The 20,712-nt window shown below is 48.0% G+C and carries 11 protein-coding genes and 1 CRISPR repeat array (1 of these 12 cut by a window edge); of the genes, 6 read left to right on the top strand and 5 right to left on the bottom strand.

The features are described 5' to 3' along the window. Window positions 1-1,409: a CRISPR direct-repeat array (repeat unit 47 nt; unit sequence GTTGTTGTTGATACCACAAAGGTAGATATTTTCAAGCAAATCACAAC); it reaches 705 nt to the left of the window's first position. Window positions 1,410-1,817: 408 nt separating this feature from the next. The 6 genes from HMPREF9431_RS08235 (at window position 1,818) to HMPREF9431_RS08210 (ending at window position 11,830) form a co-directional block, all read left to right on the top strand. Next, window positions 1,818-4,934, top strand: a complete 3,117-nt coding sequence (locus HMPREF9431_RS08235) for a SusC/RagA family TonB-linked outer membrane protein (RefSeq protein ID WP_004380778.1) — start codon at window positions 1,818-1,820, stop codon at window positions 4,932-4,934. A 15-nt stretch (window positions 4,935-4,949) separates the two neighbouring features. Beyond that, window positions 4,950-6,470 (top strand): SusD/RagB family nutrient-binding outer membrane lipoprotein, encoded by a 1,521-nt coding sequence (locus HMPREF9431_RS08230; RefSeq protein WP_004380777.1) that lies wholly within the window; start codon window positions 4,950-4,952, stop codon window positions 6,468-6,470. A gap of 87 nt (window positions 6,471-6,557) precedes the next feature. Continuing rightward, window positions 6,558-7,628: a glycoside hydrolase family 18 gene (locus HMPREF9431_RS08225; RefSeq protein ID WP_004380776.1), complete on the top strand. Its 1,071-nt coding sequence runs from the start codon at window positions 6,558-6,560 to the stop codon at window positions 7,626-7,628. A 104-nt stretch (window positions 7,629-7,732) separates the two neighbouring features. After that, on the top strand, window positions 7,733-8,902 hold the full coding sequence (locus tag HMPREF9431_RS08220) for a DUF1735 and LamG domain-containing protein (RefSeq protein ID WP_004380775.1): 1,170 nt from the start codon (window positions 7,733-7,735) through the stop codon (window positions 8,900-8,902). A gap of 6 nt (window positions 8,903-8,908) precedes the next feature. After that, complete coding sequence (locus HMPREF9431_RS08215) at window positions 8,909-9,895, top strand: DUF4999 domain-containing protein (protein ID WP_231287795.1); 987 nt, start codon at window positions 8,909-8,911, stop codon at window positions 9,893-9,895. Window positions 9,896-10,636: 741 nt separating this feature from the next. Further along, complete coding sequence (locus tag HMPREF9431_RS08210) at window positions 10,637-11,830, top strand: DUF6261 family protein (protein WP_004380773.1); 1,194 nt, start codon at window positions 10,637-10,639, stop codon at window positions 11,828-11,830. Window positions 11,831-12,041: 211 nt separating this feature from the next. Here HMPREF9431_RS08210 and HMPREF9431_RS08205 read toward each other — a convergent pair whose 3' ends face one another. The 5 genes from HMPREF9431_RS08205 to HMPREF9431_RS08185 all read right to left on the bottom strand — a co-directional run bounded on the left by HMPREF9431_RS08205 (window position 12,042) and on the right by HMPREF9431_RS08185 (window position 20,709). After that, the gene (locus tag HMPREF9431_RS08205) at window positions 12,042-15,623 is read right to left on the bottom strand and encodes a 1-acyl-sn-glycerol-3-phosphate acyltransferase (protein WP_004380772.1); all 3,582 of its coding nucleotides are present in this window, start codon (window positions 15,621-15,623) and stop codon (window positions 12,042-12,044) included. Window positions 15,624-15,689: 66 nt separating this feature from the next. Further along, window positions 15,690-16,847 (bottom strand): lysophospholipid acyltransferase family protein, encoded by a 1,158-nt coding sequence (locus HMPREF9431_RS08200; protein WP_404827955.1) that lies wholly within the window; start codon window positions 16,845-16,847, stop codon window positions 15,690-15,692. 19 nt (window positions 16,848-16,866) lie between these two features. Next, window positions 16,867-17,718, bottom strand: a complete 852-nt coding sequence (locus tag HMPREF9431_RS08195) for an alpha/beta hydrolase (protein ID WP_040561349.1) — start codon at window positions 17,716-17,718, stop codon at window positions 16,867-16,869. Further along, entirely contained in the window at window positions 17,663-19,207 is a 1,545-nt protein-coding gene (locus tag HMPREF9431_RS08190) for a phytoene desaturase family protein (protein ID WP_004380769.1), read from the bottom strand. Before HMPREF9431_RS08190 ends, HMPREF9431_RS08195 begins: the two co-directional genes overlap by 56 nt. Beyond that, a complete protein-coding gene (locus tag HMPREF9431_RS08185) occupies window positions 19,204-20,709 on the bottom strand; it encodes a phytoene desaturase family protein (protein WP_004380768.1) in 1,506 nt (501 codons plus the stop codon). The genes HMPREF9431_RS08190 and HMPREF9431_RS08185 overlap by 4 nt, the downstream gene beginning before the upstream one ends. Between the last annotated feature and the right edge of the window lie 3 nt (window positions 20,710-20,712).

The following is a 20,712-nucleotide window of genomic DNA, read 5'->3' as shown; positions in this document are numbered from 1 at the left end:
ACCACAAAGGTAGATATTTTCAAGCAAATCACAACTGCGATTATAGCTGCAGCTGGTACGGTGAGTTGTTGTTGATACCACAAAGGTAGATATTTTCAAGCAAATCACAACTAATCTCATTAGGACTAATTACCCCAATCGTTGTTGTTGATACCACAAAGGTAGATATTTTCAAGCAAATCACAACGGTTTTGATGGTAAGGTTATTGATCTATCCGTTGTTGTTGATACCACAAAGGTAGATATTTTCAAGCAAATCACAACTATGTTAAGTATGAAAAGGATGAGTTGAGTGTTGTTGTTGATACCACAAAGGTAGATATTTTCAAGCAAATCACAACTAAAGAAATAATTCATATCATGGATAGAATTGTTGTTGTTGATACCACAAAGGTAGATATTTTCAAGCAAATCACAACGTAATTCTTTTTTCTAAACCCACCAATATGTTGTTGTTGATACCACAAAGGTAGATATTTTCAAGCAAATCACAACTCTTTTCAGAATAATGCTTAAAATGTGGGCGTTGTTGATACCACAAAGGTAGATATTTTCAAGCAAATCACAACTCCCCTCGATACGTGAAGTATGAAAAGGAGTTGTTGTTGATACCACAAAGGTAGATATTTTCAAGCAAATCACAACAGATAATAGTAAAGTAACTAAAGATGAAAGTTGTTGTTGATACCACAAAGGTAGATATTTTCAAGCAAATCACAACTCCCCTCGATACGTGAAGTATGAAAAGGAGTTGTTGTTGATACCACAAAGGTAGATATTTTCAAGCAAATCACAACCATAAGACGAAAGGTTCTGTTTCTGCGACGTTGTTGTTGATACCACAAAGGTAGATATTTTCAAGCAAATCACAACGTGTATCGGGGATGGATGCAACCCTTGGAAGTTGTTGTTGATACCACAAAGGTAGATATTTTTAAGCAAATCACAACTTCATCGCCTCCTTGTCTGTAGTACCGCTCCGTTGTTGTTGATACCACAAAGGTAGATATTTTTAAGCAAATCACAACTCTGCGCGTCCCCTTTCCCACCGCCGTTGGTTGTTGTTGATACCACAAAGATAGATATTTTCAAGCAAATCACAACGTCCACGGCAAATAGGCCACCGATCGTGTTGTTGTTGATACCACAAAGATAGATATTTTCAAGCAAATCACAACACCATCTAATTCAATTCGTAAAGCAAGTGAGTTGTTGTTGATACCACAAAGATAGATATTTTCAAGCAAATCACAACATTACAGGAAATGTTTGTTGAAGCGAATACGTTGTTGTTGATACCACAAAGATAGATATTTTCAAGCAAATCACAACCTAAATGAATGAGAGCCGTTCCTTGTACGGGTTGTTGTTGATACCACAAAGGTAGATATTTTTAAGGTAAATTAATATGAGTTCAACAAATTTATATTACTTATTTTACTATATTTTTCAAAAGAGAGTACGTATTTTCTCGGTCATACTTGTTATAATAAAAGTATTGCGTTGAGAGAAGGTACACTATACAGGCTCTTCTGCAAAAAGCCCATGCAGCAACGATGCAATTACAAACTGTGCGAAAAGGAGTACTGTGGCCTATAGACCTCTAAGGTTTTATACCTTCCCAACCACACGTTGCACTGGACGTAGCACAACCTAAGCTATAAAAAGGTTATTACTTAAATGGGTGACTTCGCAATAGTTTAGTATTAATGATTGACATTTACTACACCTTATATCACTATATAGATGTGATGAAATGCAACATTACTATATTGATTATTAAATTTTATATTCTAAATATTACTTGATTCAACAGTATGAAGTCAACAGTACAAAGGAAAACCAACAGGAACATACCTTGGAAGAAGTCGCTTTGCGCGGGTATGCTCCTCATTTCGGTCACGCAAGTGTGGGCCGGAACACCACTTCTTCTGGCAGAACAGCTGCCCAGTAATTCTCGTTTAGAACACGCTTCACCTACTCCACAACAAACACATGTGGTAGAGGGAACTGTGATTGATGCGAAAGGAGAACCGCTCTTGGGTGTAACGGTCCGTGTTAAAGGGACTAAGAATGCCGTGGTCACAGATTTAGACGGCCGTTTTAAAATCCAGGCGCAACGCGATGCCACATTAGAATTGTCCTATGTGGGTTACACACCGAAAGAGATAAAGGCGACCTCTACCAACAAGCCCATTGTTTTGGAGGAAGATTCAAAAGTTCTCAATGAAGTAGTTGTCACGGCGTTAGGCATCAAACGCGCAGAAAAGGCTTTGAGCTACAATGTTCAAAAGGTTACTGCCGACGAACTGACACGTAACAAAGATGCTAACTTTGTGAACTCGTTAGTAGGTAAAGTGGCTGGCGTGCAAATCAATGCGGGTGCTGGAGGTGCAGGAAGCGCCGTCCGTGTCGTAATGCGTGGTACAAAATCTATTGAGAAAAGCAACAATGTCTTGTATGTGATTGATGGTATACCCATGTATAACCACGCTTTCGGCGGTGGTGAAGGTGCCTATTCAACACCCATGGGTTCGGAAAGCTCTGCGGACATCAACCCAGAAGACATTGAAAGCGTGAATATGCTTACTGGCCCATCCGCAGCTGCATTATATGGCAGTGATGCAGCTAATGGCGTCATCATTATCAACACCAAGCGCGGTAGTAAAGATAAAACGAGTGTCACTGTGAGCAACAGTAGCACTTTCTCTCGTGCTACATTCCTACCAAAGATACAAAACAGCTATGGTACAAGTTCTGGATTGATGAGTTGGGGAGCCAAGCAAGCGGGCGACTTTGATATTGCAAAATTCTTCAATACAGGTTCCAATATCATCAATTCGGTATCGTTATCAACCGGTAACAGTAGGAACCAAACCTATTTATCCATGTCAACCACGAATGCAAGGGGCATTGTTCCGAAGAACACTTATTCACGTTATAACTTCACAGCCCGCAATACCACATCATTCTTGGATGACAAACTGGTATTGGACTTCGGTGCAAACTATATTCTACAGAAGGATGCAAACATCGTGTCACAAGGAAAATACAACAATCCCTTGCCCGCATTATACCTCTTCCCACGTGGCGATGACTTTAATGAGATTCGTAACTATGAGCGCTGGGATCCCGTATTGGGCTACATGACACAGTATTGGCCTTACGGGGAAGGCGTTCATTCACTGCAAAATCCGTACTGGATTCAGAACCGAATGGAACGCACCACCGACAAGCACCGCTACATGTTGAATGCGTCGTTAAAGTGGAACGTGTATGACTGGCTAAACGTTGTAGGGCGCGTTCGGGTAGACAACTCTGAATATCGCCTACTGAACAAGAACTATGCTTCCACCCTATTAACCATTTCAGATGTGAATGGTGGTTATGGTGATCAGACACAACACGATCGGACACTCTACGGGGATGTAATGGTGAACATCAACAAACGCTTCGGGGAGCACTATAATCTCACGGCTAACATTGGAACATCGATAAAAGACCAAGTGTTTGAAGCTGCTGGAGGCGCAGGTAATTTGATCTTGGCGAACTTCTTCGCGATGAACAACATCAATTATGCCAATAAGTATAAAACGATACAAGAGGGCTGGCATGACCAGACACAATCTGTCTTCGGGTCGATAGAGCTCGGCTATAAAGACATGCTTTACCTTACCGTTACTGGACGTAATGACTGGGCATCGCAATTGGCCTATTCCGACCAATCATCGTTCTTCTATCCGTCGGTCGGCTTATCGGCTGTCATTTCGAACATGACTAAGCTGCCCGAATGGATAACCTTTGCAAAGGTTCGCGCGGCTTACTCAAACGTAGCATCCGCCTTTGACCGCTTTTTGTCGAACCCCAGCTACCACTTTAATAATCAAACCCACTTGTGGGAAAAGTCTAACGTAGCACCTTTAGCACACATGAAGCCCGAGAACACTCGTTCATGGGAGTTAGGTTTGAACATGAAGTTCTTAAAGAACACCGTCAATTTGGATGTCACCCTCTACCGCTCCAATACGTATCATCAAACCATCTACGGAAAGACAAGCACGTCCTCGCTCTACTCTGAGCAGATTGTACAGAGTGGTAACGTGCAAAACCAAGGCATCGAACTCTCTTTAGGATACCGCAATACGTTTGGCAAGATAGGCGTGTCATCGGTGCTCACATACACTTTAAACCAAAATAAGATCAAAGAGTTGTCAAAGGCCAGTGTCAACCAGCAAGGCATTCCAGAGATACAAAAGGCTTATCTCGGAGCCAGTTCTGTCGCGCCGCAAGTCATCTTGCGCGAAGGAGGCACAATGAGTGACATTTATATCAAACATGAGCTGAAACGAGATCCAAACGGTAGCATTGCTATTGATCCTTCTTCTGGCAATCTTAGCATGCAAGAGGTGGGACAACACAAGGCTGGCCATTTGGCTCCCAACTATAACATGGGTTGGAACAACTCCATCTCCTATCAAGGGCTCACGCTTGGCTTTGTGCTTTCGGCACGCGTTGGCGGATTGGCATACTCGGCCACGCAAGGCATTCTTGACTACTACGGCGGTTCAAAAGCTACAGCCGATGCACGTGATAACGGTGGCGTTCCTGTAAACTTTGGCAAGGTCGACGCTAAGAAATACTATCAGACAATCGCCACAGCCGAAGGGGGTTACGGCTCCTATTATTTATACAGTGCCACCAATGTGCGTTTGCAAGAGCTCAGCTTAAGCTACGATTTGCCAAAGAAATGGTTCAACAATAAACTCAACCTATCCATTGGTTTATTGGCGCGCAATCTTTGGATGATCTACTGCAAGGCTCCTTTCGACCCCGAGCTGTCGGCTTCGACCAGCAGCAACTACTATCAAGGCGTGGACTACTTCATGCTTCCTTCAACCCGAAACATCGGTTTCAATGTAAAAGTTCAATTCTAATCACAGCATATCCCTATGAAACCTATAAAAAGAATAATCAGTATTGCCCTGCTCATTTTGGGCTTGGCAAGCTGTACAAACAATTTCGAAGACTACAACACCAATCATTACGCCATTTACAAAGGCGATCCATCTGTATTACTTCCAGCCATGATGGAACCTTTAATGTTTGTTCAGCAGAACAATTCGCAAATGGTCGACCAAATGGTCGGCGCATTGGGTGGCTATATGACCTGTTCAAACCGTTGGGGCGGACAAAACTTTGACACTTTCAATGCGTCAGAGGGATGGAACGCCTTACCCTTTAACACGCCCTTCAAAGGACTTGTTAACCTCTATAGTATAGAGGAGTCAACCCGAAAGTCGGGCCATTACTGGGCGATGGCCACCCTATTAAAGGCAGCAGTGCTCATGAGAGTAACTGATTGCTATGGACCAATTCCTTATAGCAGCATTGTCAACGGTCAGTTCAACACGGCCTATGAGTCCGTAGAGGATGTTTATGCGCATATCATTGCCGACCTCACCTCTGCAGCCAACACGCTGTATCAGTATAGCCGTCAATATCCGTCATCACGGCCCTTGGCCGCCAATGATCTGCTCTACGCAGGTGATTATAGCAAATGGGCACGCTTGGCTAACTCCATTGCCTTACGTGCCGCTGTGCGCATTGGCAATCAAACTGCTGCCGAGCAAATCTGTAATAGCGCCGCGGGGCTCATCGATGCCAATCAATACAATGCATTAATGTCACCCGGCGTACAAGGTAATCCCTACCAACTGGCATCCACCAGCTGGGGCGACTTGCGTGCAAGCTCATCGATTGTCGACTATATGAATGGTTACAACGACCCACGCTGTAGCGCTTACTTCACAGCGTCGGCATTCGACCCCTCACGCTATATTGGCATGCGAACCGGCGAAGCGTCGTTTCAGAAAAATGATGTAGCCAACTATTCATTGCCCAAGTTCCAAACTACTTCTCCCCTGCCCATTTGCGTCGCAGCTGAGGTTTCGTTCTTAAAAGCCGAATGTGCATTGCGCGGTTGGAACGTTGGCGGAACGGCACAGACTTTTTACGAGCAAGGCATCAAGCTGTCGATGGAGCAATATGGTGTAGACGCGGCAACCATCCAGGCCTATATCCATAACAACACTGCGACCCCTGACGGACATGCCAACGATCCACGCGGCTCAAAGTATAACTATCATCGCAATACAACGGTTAAGATCGAATGGGACGCAGACGGTAGCGACCATAACTTAGAACGCATCATCACACAGAAATGGATTGCCATCTATCCCATGGGACTCGAGGCATGGGCAGAATATCGCCGCACTGGGTTCCCCGAGTTGGCACCGTCTTTGGATAATCTCAACCCACAAGTCATCACTAACGTACAGCGCGGCATGAGGCGCTTGCGCTATCCCGACACCGAGCGCGATCTCAACAAGCAGAACTACGAAGCGGCTGTAAGGTTGTTAAATGGTGCCGATAACGAAGCCACCGACTTGCCATGGGCAAAGAGAAATTAAATCAGAGCACTTGCGACAGTCCAACCGATTGCGTCTGCTCGCACCAAAGCAATGCTCACATTTTATCAACGAATAACAGTTTATATTATGCATAATATTTTCAAAGCATTAGGTTTGATGAGTTTTGTGCTGCTGACAGCCGCATGTAGCGACTGGACAGAGGCCGAAGCACTACAGATGACCCAATATACCAACACGGAGATAGCGAAAAAGGAAACCTACTATCAAGCGCTCAGAGCGTGGAAACAGACTCCACATGCCATATCGTTTGGTTGGTTCGGTGGCTGGAGTAATCCCGCCGCATCCACCACAAACATGTTGGCAGGACTACCTGATTCCATGGACGTAGTGTCATTGTGGGACAACTCCACCAATCTGTCGGAAGGACAAAAACGCGACCTTGAGTTTGTTCAAAAGGTGAAAGGCACCAAAGTGTTATATTGCAGCTTCACCCGCTATGTGGGGCAAGGCACAACGCCGAAAGCCTACAACACCGACGAAGCTACGCGAGAAAAATTCTGGGGATGGGAGACCGGCAACAATGAAAAGCAAGAAGCAGCTGTGCGTAAGTATGCCAATGCCATTATCGACACCATTAGCAAATACAACTATGATGGCTTCGACATCGACTTCGAGCCCAACTACGGTTATGGCGGCAAACTGGCGAGCAACTACGAGCTTATGCACGTCTTCATCACCGAACTGGCGAAACACATCGGACCAAAGTCGCCGCATCCCGAGAAACTGCTCATCGTCGACGGCGAGCCGCAAACGCTTCTGGCCAAGACGGGGCCTTACATCAGCTATTATGTCATTCAAGCCTACTTCGCGAAAGAAGCGAATTTGGATGGGCGGTTGCTCAATGGCATCGATAAGTTCAAGTCTGTGATGAGCGAAGAGGAAATCACCAACCGTTATGTTATGACCGAGAACTTAGAGAGTGCCATCGATTGCCTGAATGGCGGCTACCCTTTTGCCACACGCGATGGACGTGCCACACCTTATCGATCATTAGAGGGCTTCGCACGATGGCAACCACTCAATGGCTTTAGAAAGGGTGGCTTCGGAGCTTATCACATCGACGGTGAAGCCGTTAATACACCCGCATACAAATATCTAAGGCAAGCCATACAGGCGCAAAATCCCGCAGTGAGATAAAACATTTAACATGCAAGCAACGGCGCTGCCTTCCACACTTTACAATTTGTGCCACGTCAGCAGGCCGTAGCCTTGCACACGATTATCAATTAAAAGATTAGATTATGAAATTTATTCGATACATCTTATTATGTAATCTGTTGGCATTCATCGCATGTAATGATGCCGATTACAAAACCATCGACAACAGTGCTTTCATCAATGAGAGCCGCATGGCCGCAAGTGCCAAAGTCGTTATCACCGATGACGGCGCAACTGCCGAACTCACACCTTGCCTCACAAAAGAGGCACCCCACGACTGCAAACTGAAGTTAGTAATCGACAAAGACCTGCTCCATCAATACAACGAGCAGCAAGGCACCAGCTATGTGCCGTTGCCCAATGGCGCCTTCACGATGCCATCCGAGGTCGTTATCCCCAAAGGTGAGTACTCGATTCATCCGATCAAGATCAACATTAAGCCGCTGACACAAGCCATGATCGGTGAGAGCTATGCCATTCCCGTGCGCCTGGTCAGTGACGACCCTGCTATTCCTGCCATGGCGAAGACCGGTGCCTTTGTCATCACTACTGAAGCCATCATCACTTCAAAACTGCCTCAGTTCACCGGAGCGGCCATGCTCGAAGCGACAATGCCCAAAGGGGATGAAACTTATAATGAGTATACCATTGAAGTGAAGTTCCAGGTGAGCAACACCTACAACCGCGACCGTGCCGTCTTCATCAACAATGGCAACGGCGAATCCAATTTCGTGTTGCTCCGTTTCGAAGATCCACAGACCGATGCAGGTGGACACAAGGCCCACTCCTTAGTGCAGATCGTCGGACGCAACCGCATCTACATGAACCCTGCCTTTTCATTTGTGCCCAACAAGTGGCAACACTTAGCCCTTACCTGTGACGGCTCTCATTACCGCTTATACATCAATGGAGCCTTCGCCGGCATTAAAGATATTCCTACCGGAGCGACAACCTTTAAAACCTTTAAATGGTTTACAAAGGGCGACGATCCTTATAGCCGCTGGGGTGCCTGTAAGATTCTCTTAACCGAGGCACGTGTTTGGTCGGTCTGCCGAACGGAGACGCAAATACAAAAGAACCAGTCAACTGTCAGCCCCAAGTCGAAAGGATTAGAGGCTTATTGGCGCTTCAATGAGGGTTCGGGCAACACATTCAATGACGCCACAGGGCATGGACACACGCTCACTACCAATGCCACTCCCATTTGGGTGGAGGGTATCAAGTCAACCGATGAACAAACCAACTGGAAATAAAACAAAATGACAATGAAATATTCCTATCACAACCTCACTGCAGCCGCATTGGCTTTCGTCGGCCTATTGTTATTTGCGAGCTGCCACAGTGACGACAGTGCTGTTGAAGACGAATGGACAGCCACTTACGTTTATCTGCAACGTTTAGACTATCTGACGCCGTCACCTAAAACGTTTCGCATTGATCATACCAGCGAAGGGCTTTCGGCAGGCGTTGATATGCCCTTTATGGTGAAAACACAGAAAGCCACCTCAAAGGATGTGCATGTGAATCTCGAACTGCGTGACGCCAAAGCGCCCAATATCGGGTTACAACTGCAAGATAAAGCCGGCCACCGACTCACTTCGTCACAGGTTACCATCAAGGCCGGTCAACAAAGCTCCGATACGTTACGCATCGTAGCTACCAATCTTGATGCCCTTAAGACCAACGAACAAAAGATGGATCTAACCTTTGACGTCGCGATTACGAGTATTGAGACATTGCAGACAAACACGCACATCTCGCCACGGGCAACCATGAACAATCTTGCCGCGAAGATTGAAAAGGGCGCCATGCAGAATATGCGCATGGGCATACCCGAAGAAAACCAAATGCTCGACCGCACAGGTTGGGTCATCACATTGGGAGCAGGTGCCGAGAACAGCGCTGCTAACCTCGTCGACGGTAACTATTGGAGCGATGTTGCACGTAGTGGAAGTGGATTTTCAATCACCATTGACCTCGGCGCCGAAAAGACCATCAACGGCATCAACACCACGTCATGGGGTTACAGTAGCAACCACTACGCACCACAAGAAATTGAGGTGTCTGTATCTAAGGACAACGCCACATGGAAATCCCTTGGCACATTACCCACTACGGGTGGCAACCAACACATCACCCTGCTCAGCCATCCCAAAGCGCGCTATCTCAAATACAACATTTTGAAAATGCCTGCCTCGGGTCGTGTGAGCATCGTTGAATTTAATCTCTATGGCACCGATGATTAAATGCCATCCGTTGCATGGGTATAAATGTTTTGATGACGTCGCTCTGCCGTAATTAAACTTTATACATTCATTCATTTTGGTCCTGCTGACTGCAAGGGTCAGCAGGATCCTTTTTCCTCTCTTCATCCATTATCCCTTTCATCATATCCTCTATTTCAAAGTCCTACAATGCCATCATGTTTCCCTCATTACAGTTTACCTATTTCGTTAAGCAAAGGCCTATTCTCATGGAGCACTATTTCCTTTCATCCCATATACACACACTCAATCGTTTGCCGATATGAAAATACTTTTTATATCAGCAAGTCAACATGGCAACATGATGCTTATCATCACAACAGAACAGCGTAATTTCCTCGCTCTATTCGCACTTATTTTTTAAAAATATATGGAAACTATGCTGCAAATGACCTGTTTGTTAAATAAAGAATAGAAAAATAGCGCCCTATTGACCGTCTTTTTATTAAATCAGCAGCATCAATGCACAAGGTTAGCAATCATTTCAAAAAAGCAGTTCTATCCCTGCACCATGTCGTTACTGCATTTCAATAAACACACATCATGATGCAAGTTTAAGTAACTGATTTTGCCTAAACACACGCTTCATCAGACTATTTTAAAAATAATATGAAAAAAGTTCTTAAAAAATTTGGAACGTATGTATTTATTTTATAGTTTTGACGCATAACTTAGCACGTAGATGCTAAAGACAAAAACAATTTATATTTAAACATTTATATTATGCCAAAAAAAGTAACTAAAACAATTACAGGACTGCCCGAGATTATCAGTTTTAAGGGCGTCAATCATTATGAATTTCGCAATGGTCTACATGCCGAGTTCCATCGCAAGCTGTATGACTTAGTGAAAGCAGCTGATAAGACAAAAATCGGTGTCACCGATGAGTTATTAAAACACTGGCTCGACCAAATCAATCTCGAAGATGAGTCAAATCGTCGTGTCAGAACCACGGCCTTTACCAAAGAGGTGCAGGGAAAAGACATGGAACGTAATAACGCTATCTCCACGCTCTTTAGAAATGTGCAATCTTATAGTCGCACACCCATCAAAGCACAGAAAGAAGCCTACGACAAGCTAATCCCTATCATCACCAGCTATCGAAAGATTCAGCATGAAGGTATGCTTGAGAAAACGGCTCACATTCGAGGGTTGGAGATTGATTTAAAGAAGCAAGCTGCTGCAATGACAGCATTACATTTAGATGAGGTCTTCACCATCTTGCACGATGCGAACGATGCTTATCGCGAGCTGTCCAACAAGTTGGCCGATAGGAATGTCGAGGGTGCTCTACCATCATCACAAGAGCTCCGTGCCGCCTCTGATCACGATCTCCGATTGGTGCGCCATCACATTGATTTGGCTTACTTTGGAGCAACCGATGCCGACACGAAGAAGTTAATCTTCGACTTGGTAAGCAAGATGAATCATGTGGCTGTCAATTCGAAAGCGTCACACCGATTTAGTAAAGCCCAACGCAGCTTGGCCGAAATGGAAGAGCAAGAGAAACTGCAAAAAATGCTACAGCCTCTATATGCGGCAATCGAAGAAAAGAAACAATGGTCCAAAGGCAGCTTGCATTTTACAGGACGAAAGATGAAACTGAATAAAAACACTTGTTATCAGCTTCAACTGAAAGACAGCAATACCTATATTTGGGTGCGTGTGGAAAAAGATGCATTGGTTGAAGTGAAGATGCCGAAACGGATACTCGAAAAGCTCATGAAACCGGGTAAGTCCGACACTATGCGTCAGCCAAAGGCACCGAAAAATCCTGCAACGGAAACACCCGGTAAAGAGAAAGAAGATAAAAATCCGGAAACGGGGAAAGATGGAAAGAAAACAGATGAAGGAAAACCTTCAACTGAAAATCCAAATCCAGGTCATGGCGACGTAACCGTGACACCGAAAAAATAGTATCACGCGGCATACCAAGCTTGCATGCTTGGCGTTGTCATCGTCTTAAAGCCTAATCCCTGTCAAAAGGTTGCAGCAAGAGGCGTATGTATCATTCACAAAGGGGGCACACGACCGTGTGTCCCCTTTGTTGGATGGTGCACAGTCATGACAGGGAAGCTGTGCGCCGTTTGTTTATCTATTGCCCTTGCATCAGCACCATGCACTGCAACTATTCAATCACTACCACGTTGTGCCCTTCAAACTTTGCACGCTCTTCGGCTGATGGGTTCAGCAAAAAGATGACGACATTGGCCATGTCATCTGCTGAAAGCGTTTCTATAGCTTGCCATTTCAGCGATAATCCGTCGGCCACATAGCGTGCTAATTGCGTTTTGTCGGCATCGGCTTCTACCGCAATCACTTCTATGTGGCGGTGGGTCAGTGCGAAGAGCAACGCAAACTCACCCCAGCCACTATTCAACACCGCTACGCGCTGCGCCGTGCAAGGTGTGTCAACCCATGCGGCATAATTGGTAAACTTTCTCAGATTATGCTTCACTTCACGCATGACGTCGACGCCCTTAAAACGATACTTGTCCAAGGTCAGACGTCGGTAATAGGCCGCCGTTTCAATCTGCTCGGCCACCTCGCGATACCAGTCCACATAATATTGGTGCACCCGCTTGGTGCGCACGACATAGTCTTCGCCCCATGTCGCATCGGCGGCCTGAATGCGTTGCCCCATGCCAACCGTTATCTTCCCGGCAAAGACACACCAGCTGTTGCGCGGTAGCACTTCGTTCACACCGTGCAATAACAACGGCACCATGTCGACCTGCAACGTCTCGGCCACATGGAAGGCGCCCTTATGGAAACGCAATATCGACGAGTGGGCATTGCGCTCGCCCTCGGGGAAGAGCACGATGCTATAGCCCTCGGCAAGGGCTTGCTGAAGGAGTTGCACGTTCAGCGCTTGGCTGTTGACCAACCGAATGTGGCCAAACCAATCGAACACCTTACGGATAACGGGGTTGAGACTGGCGCGCTCGTTGGCCACGATGAGCAATCGAGGTGATAGTGCCATCACAATGGCAGCATCTAACATGGATTGATGATTGCATACCACCACAGCGGGCTTTTCGAGTGCTTTTGCAATGGCTGCATCCTCATGCCATGCCACCGTGGGAATGTGTTGCAAGTCATAACGGAAGAGCCGATGCACCCGTGCCTGAAAACGTTTTCGTTTGCGCAGGTTCGGTTTCGTCAGCACAAAGAGTCGGAACCCCAACGCATAGATGTAAGCCAACTGTGCGAAGAAGACTGTGGCCGAGAGCGCCATCACAAGGAACGGTTTCAAGGAATAGGGGCGTCGCCGATAATGATTCTTCGTGCCCACCAACCCACTATATAAGAGCGGAGGCAAAATATAGGCCATCAGCACCACGGCAAACATTCCTACGATCGTCACTTCGGCTAAAGAGTGCAGTGCCGGATGTTTGGCCAAGATGAGCGAACCTATACCGATGAACATGATCAACGCCGAAATGATGATGGATTGCTTATAGGCGGCCAGAAGCTTGCGCCGATAGGCATATTCGTAGCTCACGCCCTCGGTGATGAAAATGGTATAGTCGTCGCCCTGTCCAAAGATGAAGGTGGCGAGAATGACATTGACAATATTAAACTGAATGTTGAGCAGTGACATGATGCCTAAGATCCACACCCAGCTGACGGCCATCGGGAGAAACGATAGTAACGCCAGCTCAATGTTGCCAAAGGAGAACCACAGAAAAAAGAACACGATGAGTGCACACGCCCAGCCAATGTAATTGAAGTTATCGGACAGGTTGTTGGCCAAAGTGGAGTTCATAGACTTCACATCAAAACTGTAGCACGTGTCACCTGTGAACTGTTGCTCAATCTTTGCTACTGCCTGAGGGGCAACATCCAACACATTGACCACACTGAAGGTGCCCGCAATGCTGTCGTGACTCAAATTGCCCTGAAAGGCTGTTGAGGTTAAAGGCGCAAAGGAGGCGGGAGAAAGGGGCATGAACTTGCCGTTGAACATCACTTCGAAGTCGTGGAACGAATTGGGCGCGAAGCCTGCCTTCATGCCCTCACGGCGCAAGACATCCGGCAAATTCTTATGCCGCTGGCGAAAGGCGGCCCACTGTTTCAGCCGTCGCACTTGCTCCGCGTTGGAGGCAAGGAAGGGTGCACAGGTGGACAGGGTGGAACCTTTCATGCGGTGTTGCACCTGCTCCAAAGCCGGTTGCAACAGTTGGTTGTGTTGCAAGGCCTCATCCATGGTCACGCCGTGCGCTACGACGTAGACCTTTTCGGTGGTGGTGTCGCGTTGCAACAAGGTTTGGAAATAGCGCATGTCGGCCTTTTGCTCTTCCGTCATGTAGTTGATGTGGCTCATGTCGGCATCAAACTTTGTCTGCAAACTGAAATAGCCCAACACACCCGTAAGCAGCACAATCGCCCACACTACGCCTCGCTTGCGCTCCAACGAAATGTCGGTGAAACGGGCAAAGCGATTCCACGGCTTTGCCTTGACGGGTTTCACCACGTGGGGAAGATAGATAAGCACCAAGAGGATGGTGCCCACCAAGAGGAACGAACTGAAGAGCCCCAAGTCGCGCAGTGCTACCGATTGCAACGGAACCAATGCCAAAAAGGCGCCCACGGTGGTCACGTTGCCGACGAGCAAAGGCGCGGTAATTTCCTTAAGTGCACTGCGAATGGTGGAGGTATGGGACAGGTGGGAGATGAAATGCAAGGGGTAGTTGATGGCAATGCCCAGGATGACCGACGAGATACCAATGACAATCACCGAAACGTGATCGTGGACCAACGCCAAGCCCCCCATGGCAAACAACCATCCCCAAGCCACAGCCAAGACAATGAGGAGCAGGTTTTTAAGTCGTCGGAAGGTGAGGAAGAGCAACATGGTGATGAGGAGAATGGCCAACGTCACCGACAAGAGGCTATCGGTCTTGATTTGTGTAGCGTTTCCAACGGCAATCACCGGTCCGCCTGTCAAGTGCACTTTGAGCGCGGGTTGGCTCTGCGTTACCTTGGCCGCTTGCGCTTTGAGCAAGGCGATGAGCTGTGTATTGTGCTCCGTTTCGCTCGAGCCAAAGGGCGACTCAACCATCACAATGGCCCGTTTCATATCGGGTGAGAAGATGTAGCCGTCATAAAGTTCGTAGTTGAGCGAGAGATGGCGCTGTTGCAGTTTGGCTATGACGGGGGTAAAAAGCCCCAAGGGGTCACGCTGGATGTTGCTGGTGAGCATGTTGCCTGTGGGGAACATCAACATACGCTTATCCTCTTGCAGTTGACGCGCTGCGAACCCCGGCTCACGCAAGAGACTGTCCATGCGCTGATAGTCGTGAGGGGTGAGGAACAGCGGCATGTAGCGGTAGACAAAGTCCACCACCTGTTGCATTTTCTCCATGTCGACTTGTGCCGTCAGCTGTCGGGCTATGCCTGCCGTATCGGCGGCCCGTAGGTTGGTTGTGAAGCGTTCGATCGCCGAAACCATCGCATCGGCATCCGTGCTCTGCCCTTCTTTCGCCTGAAAGATGACAAAGATTTTATTGGCTCCCGAAATATCTTGATAAACCTTTAACCCGCTTTGGTGGGTTGAACTGAGTGGAAGAAAATCCGAAATGTCTTCTTTATATTGCAACGTCAGTATCAATGCCACCAAGAGTGCAGTTGTTACAAGGAAAGAAAATAGGCGCATGAAACGGTGCATGCGCAGGAAATCATAAACTTTTAGTACTATTGAAACCATACCATTAAAATTCAATTAGCGGTGGGACACTCGTCCCGAGTGGCCTTCATGGTCATGCTATGCTGTTCACAGCATCGACGTCTCAACGGGATTGGCGTAAATGCCCAAGAATATATCTTTCAATTGGTCGAGATTGCACGTGTCGTATTGGTCTAAAGCGGCCAAGTGCTGTTGGAACAACGCCTGTTCTTCGGGCGTGTATAACGCAGCGAAACGCTGGCTGCCATACCGCAAATCGTGTGCTATATAGTTGTTGGGATATAAGCGATAGGCCTTGTGGATGCGCTGATCGATGAGCTTGGCGACAGCCTTATGGTACTCATTATTGGTTAAAGCCTCCAGTCTTGTGAGTTCGGCGACGGTAATCGGTTTGCAAATCTCGATATGTACACGTCCCTTTGGCGCGATGATTCCCGTGAGGATGCTGTTAAGATCTTCACCGGGTTTCTTGGTGTAGCGCATGCTCTGCGATTCGTAAAGTTCCAAGGCTTTAAGCACGTCACAAGGCTCCCATTCATACGATATGGCAATCGGGACGATGTGCAAATCGGCCAAGGCTTTGATTTTATCGCTACTCTCACTCATGCAAAACATCTTGATGATGCCTTGGTCTGTGGCGTCATAACCATCTTTCGTGCGCCCATTGCGCTGTGCTATCCACACACTCTGTTGCTTCTCTGCGATGGTATAGCGGATATATTCTGAGAGGTGAAGCGAACTGCGGTAAAAATCCTTCACACTTCCACCGGGACGCTCCACTCTAAACATCTTGTTGCATTTGCCAATGTCGACGATCAGCTGACTCATCATCAAGTTGGCACCGAACGTGATCTCGGTAGTGTCAAAGTCTTGCGTGACCAGGAAATATTGCAGCAGACTCGAATCCAACATGATGTCGCGATGATTGGACACATAGAGGTAGGATTGCGTGGGGCTCAACTGTTGCAAGCCATCACACGAGAACGCTGTGATACTGTTGGCGATAACCTGCTCGTTGACCTTGCGCATGGTCTCCGTTTGAAAGTCTTTCACTGTGCGATAGTTGGCTATTCGCTTCCGCACGTCTTCTAACGACTCATCGGGGTAAACGTAAGCTGCCAATAGGGGCAGGGAGCTGCTCTCGGCGATGCGCGCCATCGCAGCGGGAATCTCGTCCTCATAATACGGACGGATGTCATCAAACTTGGGGTTCTTTTGCATATCTTTTAGTAAAAGGATGTTCATTGGGTTGTCGTTTTGCAGGTCATTTGGCTTTCCATAATTGCGAAAGCCAAGCCAGAAACGATTGCTTCCATGTGCGACACTCGGCGCTGCCCTTTGTTTCGGAAGCACCAAAGCCATGACCACCCGTGCGGTATTGATAGTACACGTGGGGTACATGCTGCGCCGTTAGGGCAGAGTCAAGCAATATGGCGTTGCGGTAGTCCACAATGGGATCATCGATGCAGTTTGCCAGAAATACGGGTGGACACACACTCGTCACTTGCTTCTCTAAAGAGAGTGCATCGCGAAGGGCATGGTTGCGCATCTTGCTTTCACCCATGAGTGCCCGTCGCGAGCGTTTGTGCACACACGGTGCCGACATTGTGACCACGGGATAGAGTGATGCAATGAAGGCCGGACGGTCGTGCTCGGCAAAGAACAAACCGCCCGACACCACCAAATGGCCGCCCGCCGAGAAGCCCATCGCTCCAATCTTTGTCGTGTCGACGTTCCATCGCTCGGCATGTTGCTTGACATAGCGAATGGCTTGTCGAAGGTCGTCTTGCGGGTCGGGGTAACGGTTGCCCCGCCATATCCAACGATAATGGGTGACGAAGGCCGGCACATAAGCGGTGCGATAGCGCAACACAAAAGCAGTGATGCCATTGCGCTGTAACCACGCTCCTACATCTTTACCCTCTGCCTTCATGTCGTGCCAAAAGTAGCTCCCGCCCGGACACACGATGATAGCAGGTCGCTTTTGACCTTGTGCGAGATAGGGGGTGAGCCAAACCTTCGCCTTGCAGGCTGTGTGCTGCCAGATGTTCTCTTGCCCCTTAGCCGAGACGAGCGTCATCGCGAGGCACAGAAAGAGTACTATTCGCTGTTTCATGATTGAGTTGATTCAAAACATAGTTGCGCCCTAAGATGGCTTCACAAGTTTGGATGGCTGTTAAGGGCACACCGCAAAACCCATGCAGGTTGTTGTTTTGCCCTGTAAGGAATAAGTTGCTCACTTTTGTCACTACGGGCAGCTGTGACAAAGCCAAATTGTTACAATCTTTGCTGTATCCACAGATGCCTCCCTCCTTTGCGCCATAGAAATCGCGAATGGTCAGGGGCGAAGCCGTGTTAACCGCCTCAATGCAAGTTGAAAAGCCAGGGTGAAGCACTTCGACCATGGCCAAGAGTTGGTTGCATTGCTGCTCCTTCCACTGTCGATAGTCCGCCGTGCGATGTCCTATCGTTGTCTGCTCCCATGCTTCCACCTGCGAGAATGCCATGGGTGCTGTCACTAACACTTTCGAAGCGAAGGCACCTTGCCCTTCATTCGGCGGGGTCATGAAGAGAAAGCCCAAGGGCCACGGCTTGTCATCGCGTCCGAACTGCCAAATGTCTGCATAGCGCGTCATGAAATACTCCGAATGATTGATGTAAGGGAAGCTGTTTGGCTTTAGTTTCACGTAAAGCGAGAAAGCAGAGTAAGAGTTTGGAATGGTTTCCAAACGGGTGCGATAGGCCTTGGTAAAGGCATCGCTGTCGATCACCTTGAGCAATGCGCAAGGGTGGATGGCCGAGATGTAATATTCGGCTTCGAAATGCTGTCCGTCTGCCGTTTCCACACAGGTCACCTGCCTATCTGTTACGCCAATGTGCGTCACTTCGGTTGCTCCCAGCACCTTTCCTCCATGCCGTTGTATGGTTTCGGCTAAGAGATGGGCAAAGCGTAGACTACCGCCCACAAAACGACTTGGCCCATTGATGTAGAGCACCGAAATGATGGCATGGACGTAAGCGGGTGTCTGTTGCGCACGTCCACCATATAAAGGGTTCATATAAGCCAAGACACTGCGCAGTTTCTTATCGTTGATATATTGTGCGATGAAGGCCTCGGCCGACATGTTAAACTGCGCCGAGTGCATGGGTATCAAGTCTTTCGAAGGGCGAAGATAGAACAGGTCTACCTCTTCGGACAAGCGAAACAAAGCCTCGACGTAGGCCTTTACCCCGTCATGCTCATGCGGGAACTGCCGCGAAAGGGTCTCCACGAACGTGTCTTTCCCCTCGGCAATGGTATAATAGCGCTGGTCTTCGGCAAAGTAAAGCCGATCCGTGCAGTCATGGTCCACATCTCTCACGCATACTTGATCGATGATTCCCAAATAGGAGCACAGCCGATAGATGTTGCCACCGGGACGCATGCCTCCTATGATATGCATGCCTGTGTCAAAGTCTTCACCCCACATGCGGAAGGACTGTAATCCACCTCCTATGATCTTGTTCTTTTCCAAAACGGTCACTTCAAGCCCTTCCTTCGCCAAGATGGCACCCGAAAACAGGCCACCTAAGCCACCGCCTATAATCAACACACGTTGTTTCATTCGCCTTGGTTGCTTTGAATAATCTGGTCGTAAATGGTCTTTGCGGTTAGAAACTCGCTGCACGTCACGATCGAACCCACCAAGACGCCCAGCATGCCGTGCGAATTGATGTTCTGTCCCGTCATGAAAAGGTTGGGCACCTTCGTGCGTTGGGGCACGCGTCCCGCTGCACCGAGATGAATATCTTTCGCGATGCCATACATCGAACCGCCCTCTGTTCCCGTGTAATCATAATAGGTCAGAGGCGTCGCAGTGCTATAACGCACAAGATTTTGACGGATGTCGGGAAACTGTTTGCCCAAAGCGTCGAGCAACTGCTCGGCCTTTCGCCGCTTGAAAGCCTCATAATCGTCACCGCGTCGACCCACTTTCGTCCCCCACCAGGGTTGCAAATCCTCCATCTGCATGTAGGAAAGGATGACGCCTGTATGGGCGAACTTCGGCGCGCGCTCGTGACAAAAGTGCATATAAAGGTAGCCCTTGGGCCAGGTCTCTTCTGTATAGTGCTCACAGTTCCACGGTGTGTCGCCGGCATAACCATAAAAGTTGTGATTCATATAGGGTACCACGCCGGGCTTAAACTCCAAGTAAACCGAAAAGCCTCCTACGGTTTGCGGCATGGCATGAATGCGCCTACGAAAGGCGGGGCGAATGAGTTTCGTGTCTAAAAGTTCCAATGTGCGCATGGGGTGAATGGCCGACACAACCGTATCGGCAGCCATAAAGCAGTCATCATTCACCACCACACCTGTCGCTTTCGCCTCATCACACACAATCTTCGTTACCTTTTGCCGCGTCTTCACCGTGCCACCATAGCGCAAAATGGTGTTCTTCAGTGAGGTTGCAATGCTGTCACTGCCTCCCACCACACGCGCAGCACTTTGGTTATAGAAGTCCATGATGAACGCGTGCGTAGAGAAAGGCGTCTTATCTTGTTCGGCTGCATAGAGCGGAAGATTGCCCACCAACACCCGTTTCAGCAGTTCGTCGTCGAAAAGCTCATCCAAAACGTCGTTGATGGCGCGCAGTTGAAACTCGGTATTGATAGCCGCATCTGACTCGGCGTATTTCAATGAGTGGAGCGAAGAGGCTCCCGCTACTCGACTTACTAAATCGAAATAGCGCGCCAATGCGTCGCGTTGCCGTGGGAAATAGGAACTCATCGTTTCAATAAATGGCTCGCGCCCATTTGCAAAGCAGAACTGTTCGCCCTGTAACGCCACGACATCATAACCGCTTTGATCCAAGAAAGACAAAGGCACATCGGCGGTCAATTCCAAATAGTTCATCAGTTTTCTCAGCGTCTGTCCCGGCACTACACTTCCGATAAAGTGCATCCCTGTTTCATACTTTGCGCCATAACGCGAAAAGCATTGCAGACACCCACCTATCTGTTGGCCTTGTTCCAACACCGTCACCTGATAGCCATTCTTTGCCAGGATGACGCCCGTTGAGAGACCACCTAAGCCGCTTCCTATAACCACTACTTTCTTTTGTTGCATGTC

The organism is Segatella oulorum F0390 (assembly GCF_000224615.1).
In the GTDB taxonomy this organism is placed as follows: domain Bacteria; phylum Bacteroidota; class Bacteroidia; order Bacteroidales; family Bacteroidaceae; genus Prevotella; species Prevotella oulorum.
This window is presented reverse-complemented; position numbering and strand designations above follow the sequence as displayed.

Excerpts from the sequence above, each read along its gene's own strand:
- HMPREF9431_RS08235 (WP_004380778.1), top strand. The coding sequence starts at position 1,818 with ATGAAGTCAACAGTACAAAGGAAAACCAACAGGAACATACCTTGGAAG.
- HMPREF9431_RS08230 (WP_004380777.1), top strand. The coding sequence starts at position 4,950 with ATGAAACCTATAAAAAGAATAATCAGTATTGCCCTGCTCATTTTGGGC.
- HMPREF9431_RS08225 (WP_004380776.1), top strand. The coding sequence starts at position 6,558 with ATGCATAATATTTTCAAAGCATTAGGTTTGATGAGTTTTGTGCTGCTG.
- HMPREF9431_RS08220 (WP_004380775.1), top strand. The coding sequence starts at position 7,733 with ATGAAATTTATTCGATACATCTTATTATGTAATCTGTTGGCATTCATC.
- HMPREF9431_RS08215 (WP_231287795.1), top strand. The coding sequence starts at position 8,909 with ATGACAATGAAATATTCCTATCACAACCTCACTGCAGCCGCATTGGCT.
- HMPREF9431_RS08210 (WP_004380773.1), top strand. The coding sequence starts at position 10,637 with ATGCCAAAAAAAGTAACTAAAACAATTACAGGACTGCCCGAGATTATC.
- HMPREF9431_RS08205 (WP_004380772.1), bottom strand. The coding sequence starts at position 15,623 with ATGGTTTCAATAGTACTAAAAGTTTATGATTTCCTGCGCATGCACCGT.
- HMPREF9431_RS08200 (WP_404827955.1), bottom strand. The coding sequence starts at position 16,847 with ATGAACATCCTTTTACTAAAAGATATGCAAAAGAACCCCAAGTTTGAT.
- HMPREF9431_RS08195 (WP_040561349.1), bottom strand. The coding sequence starts at position 17,718 with ATGAAACAGCGAATAGTACTCTTTCTGTGCCTCGCGATGACGCTCGTC.
- HMPREF9431_RS08190 (WP_004380769.1), bottom strand. The coding sequence starts at position 19,207 with ATGAAACAACGTGTGTTGATTATAGGCGGTGGCTTAGGTGGCCTGTTT.
- HMPREF9431_RS08185 (WP_004380768.1), bottom strand. The coding sequence starts at position 20,709 with ATGCAACAAAAGAAAGTAGTGGTTATAGGAAGCGGCTTAGGTGGTCTC.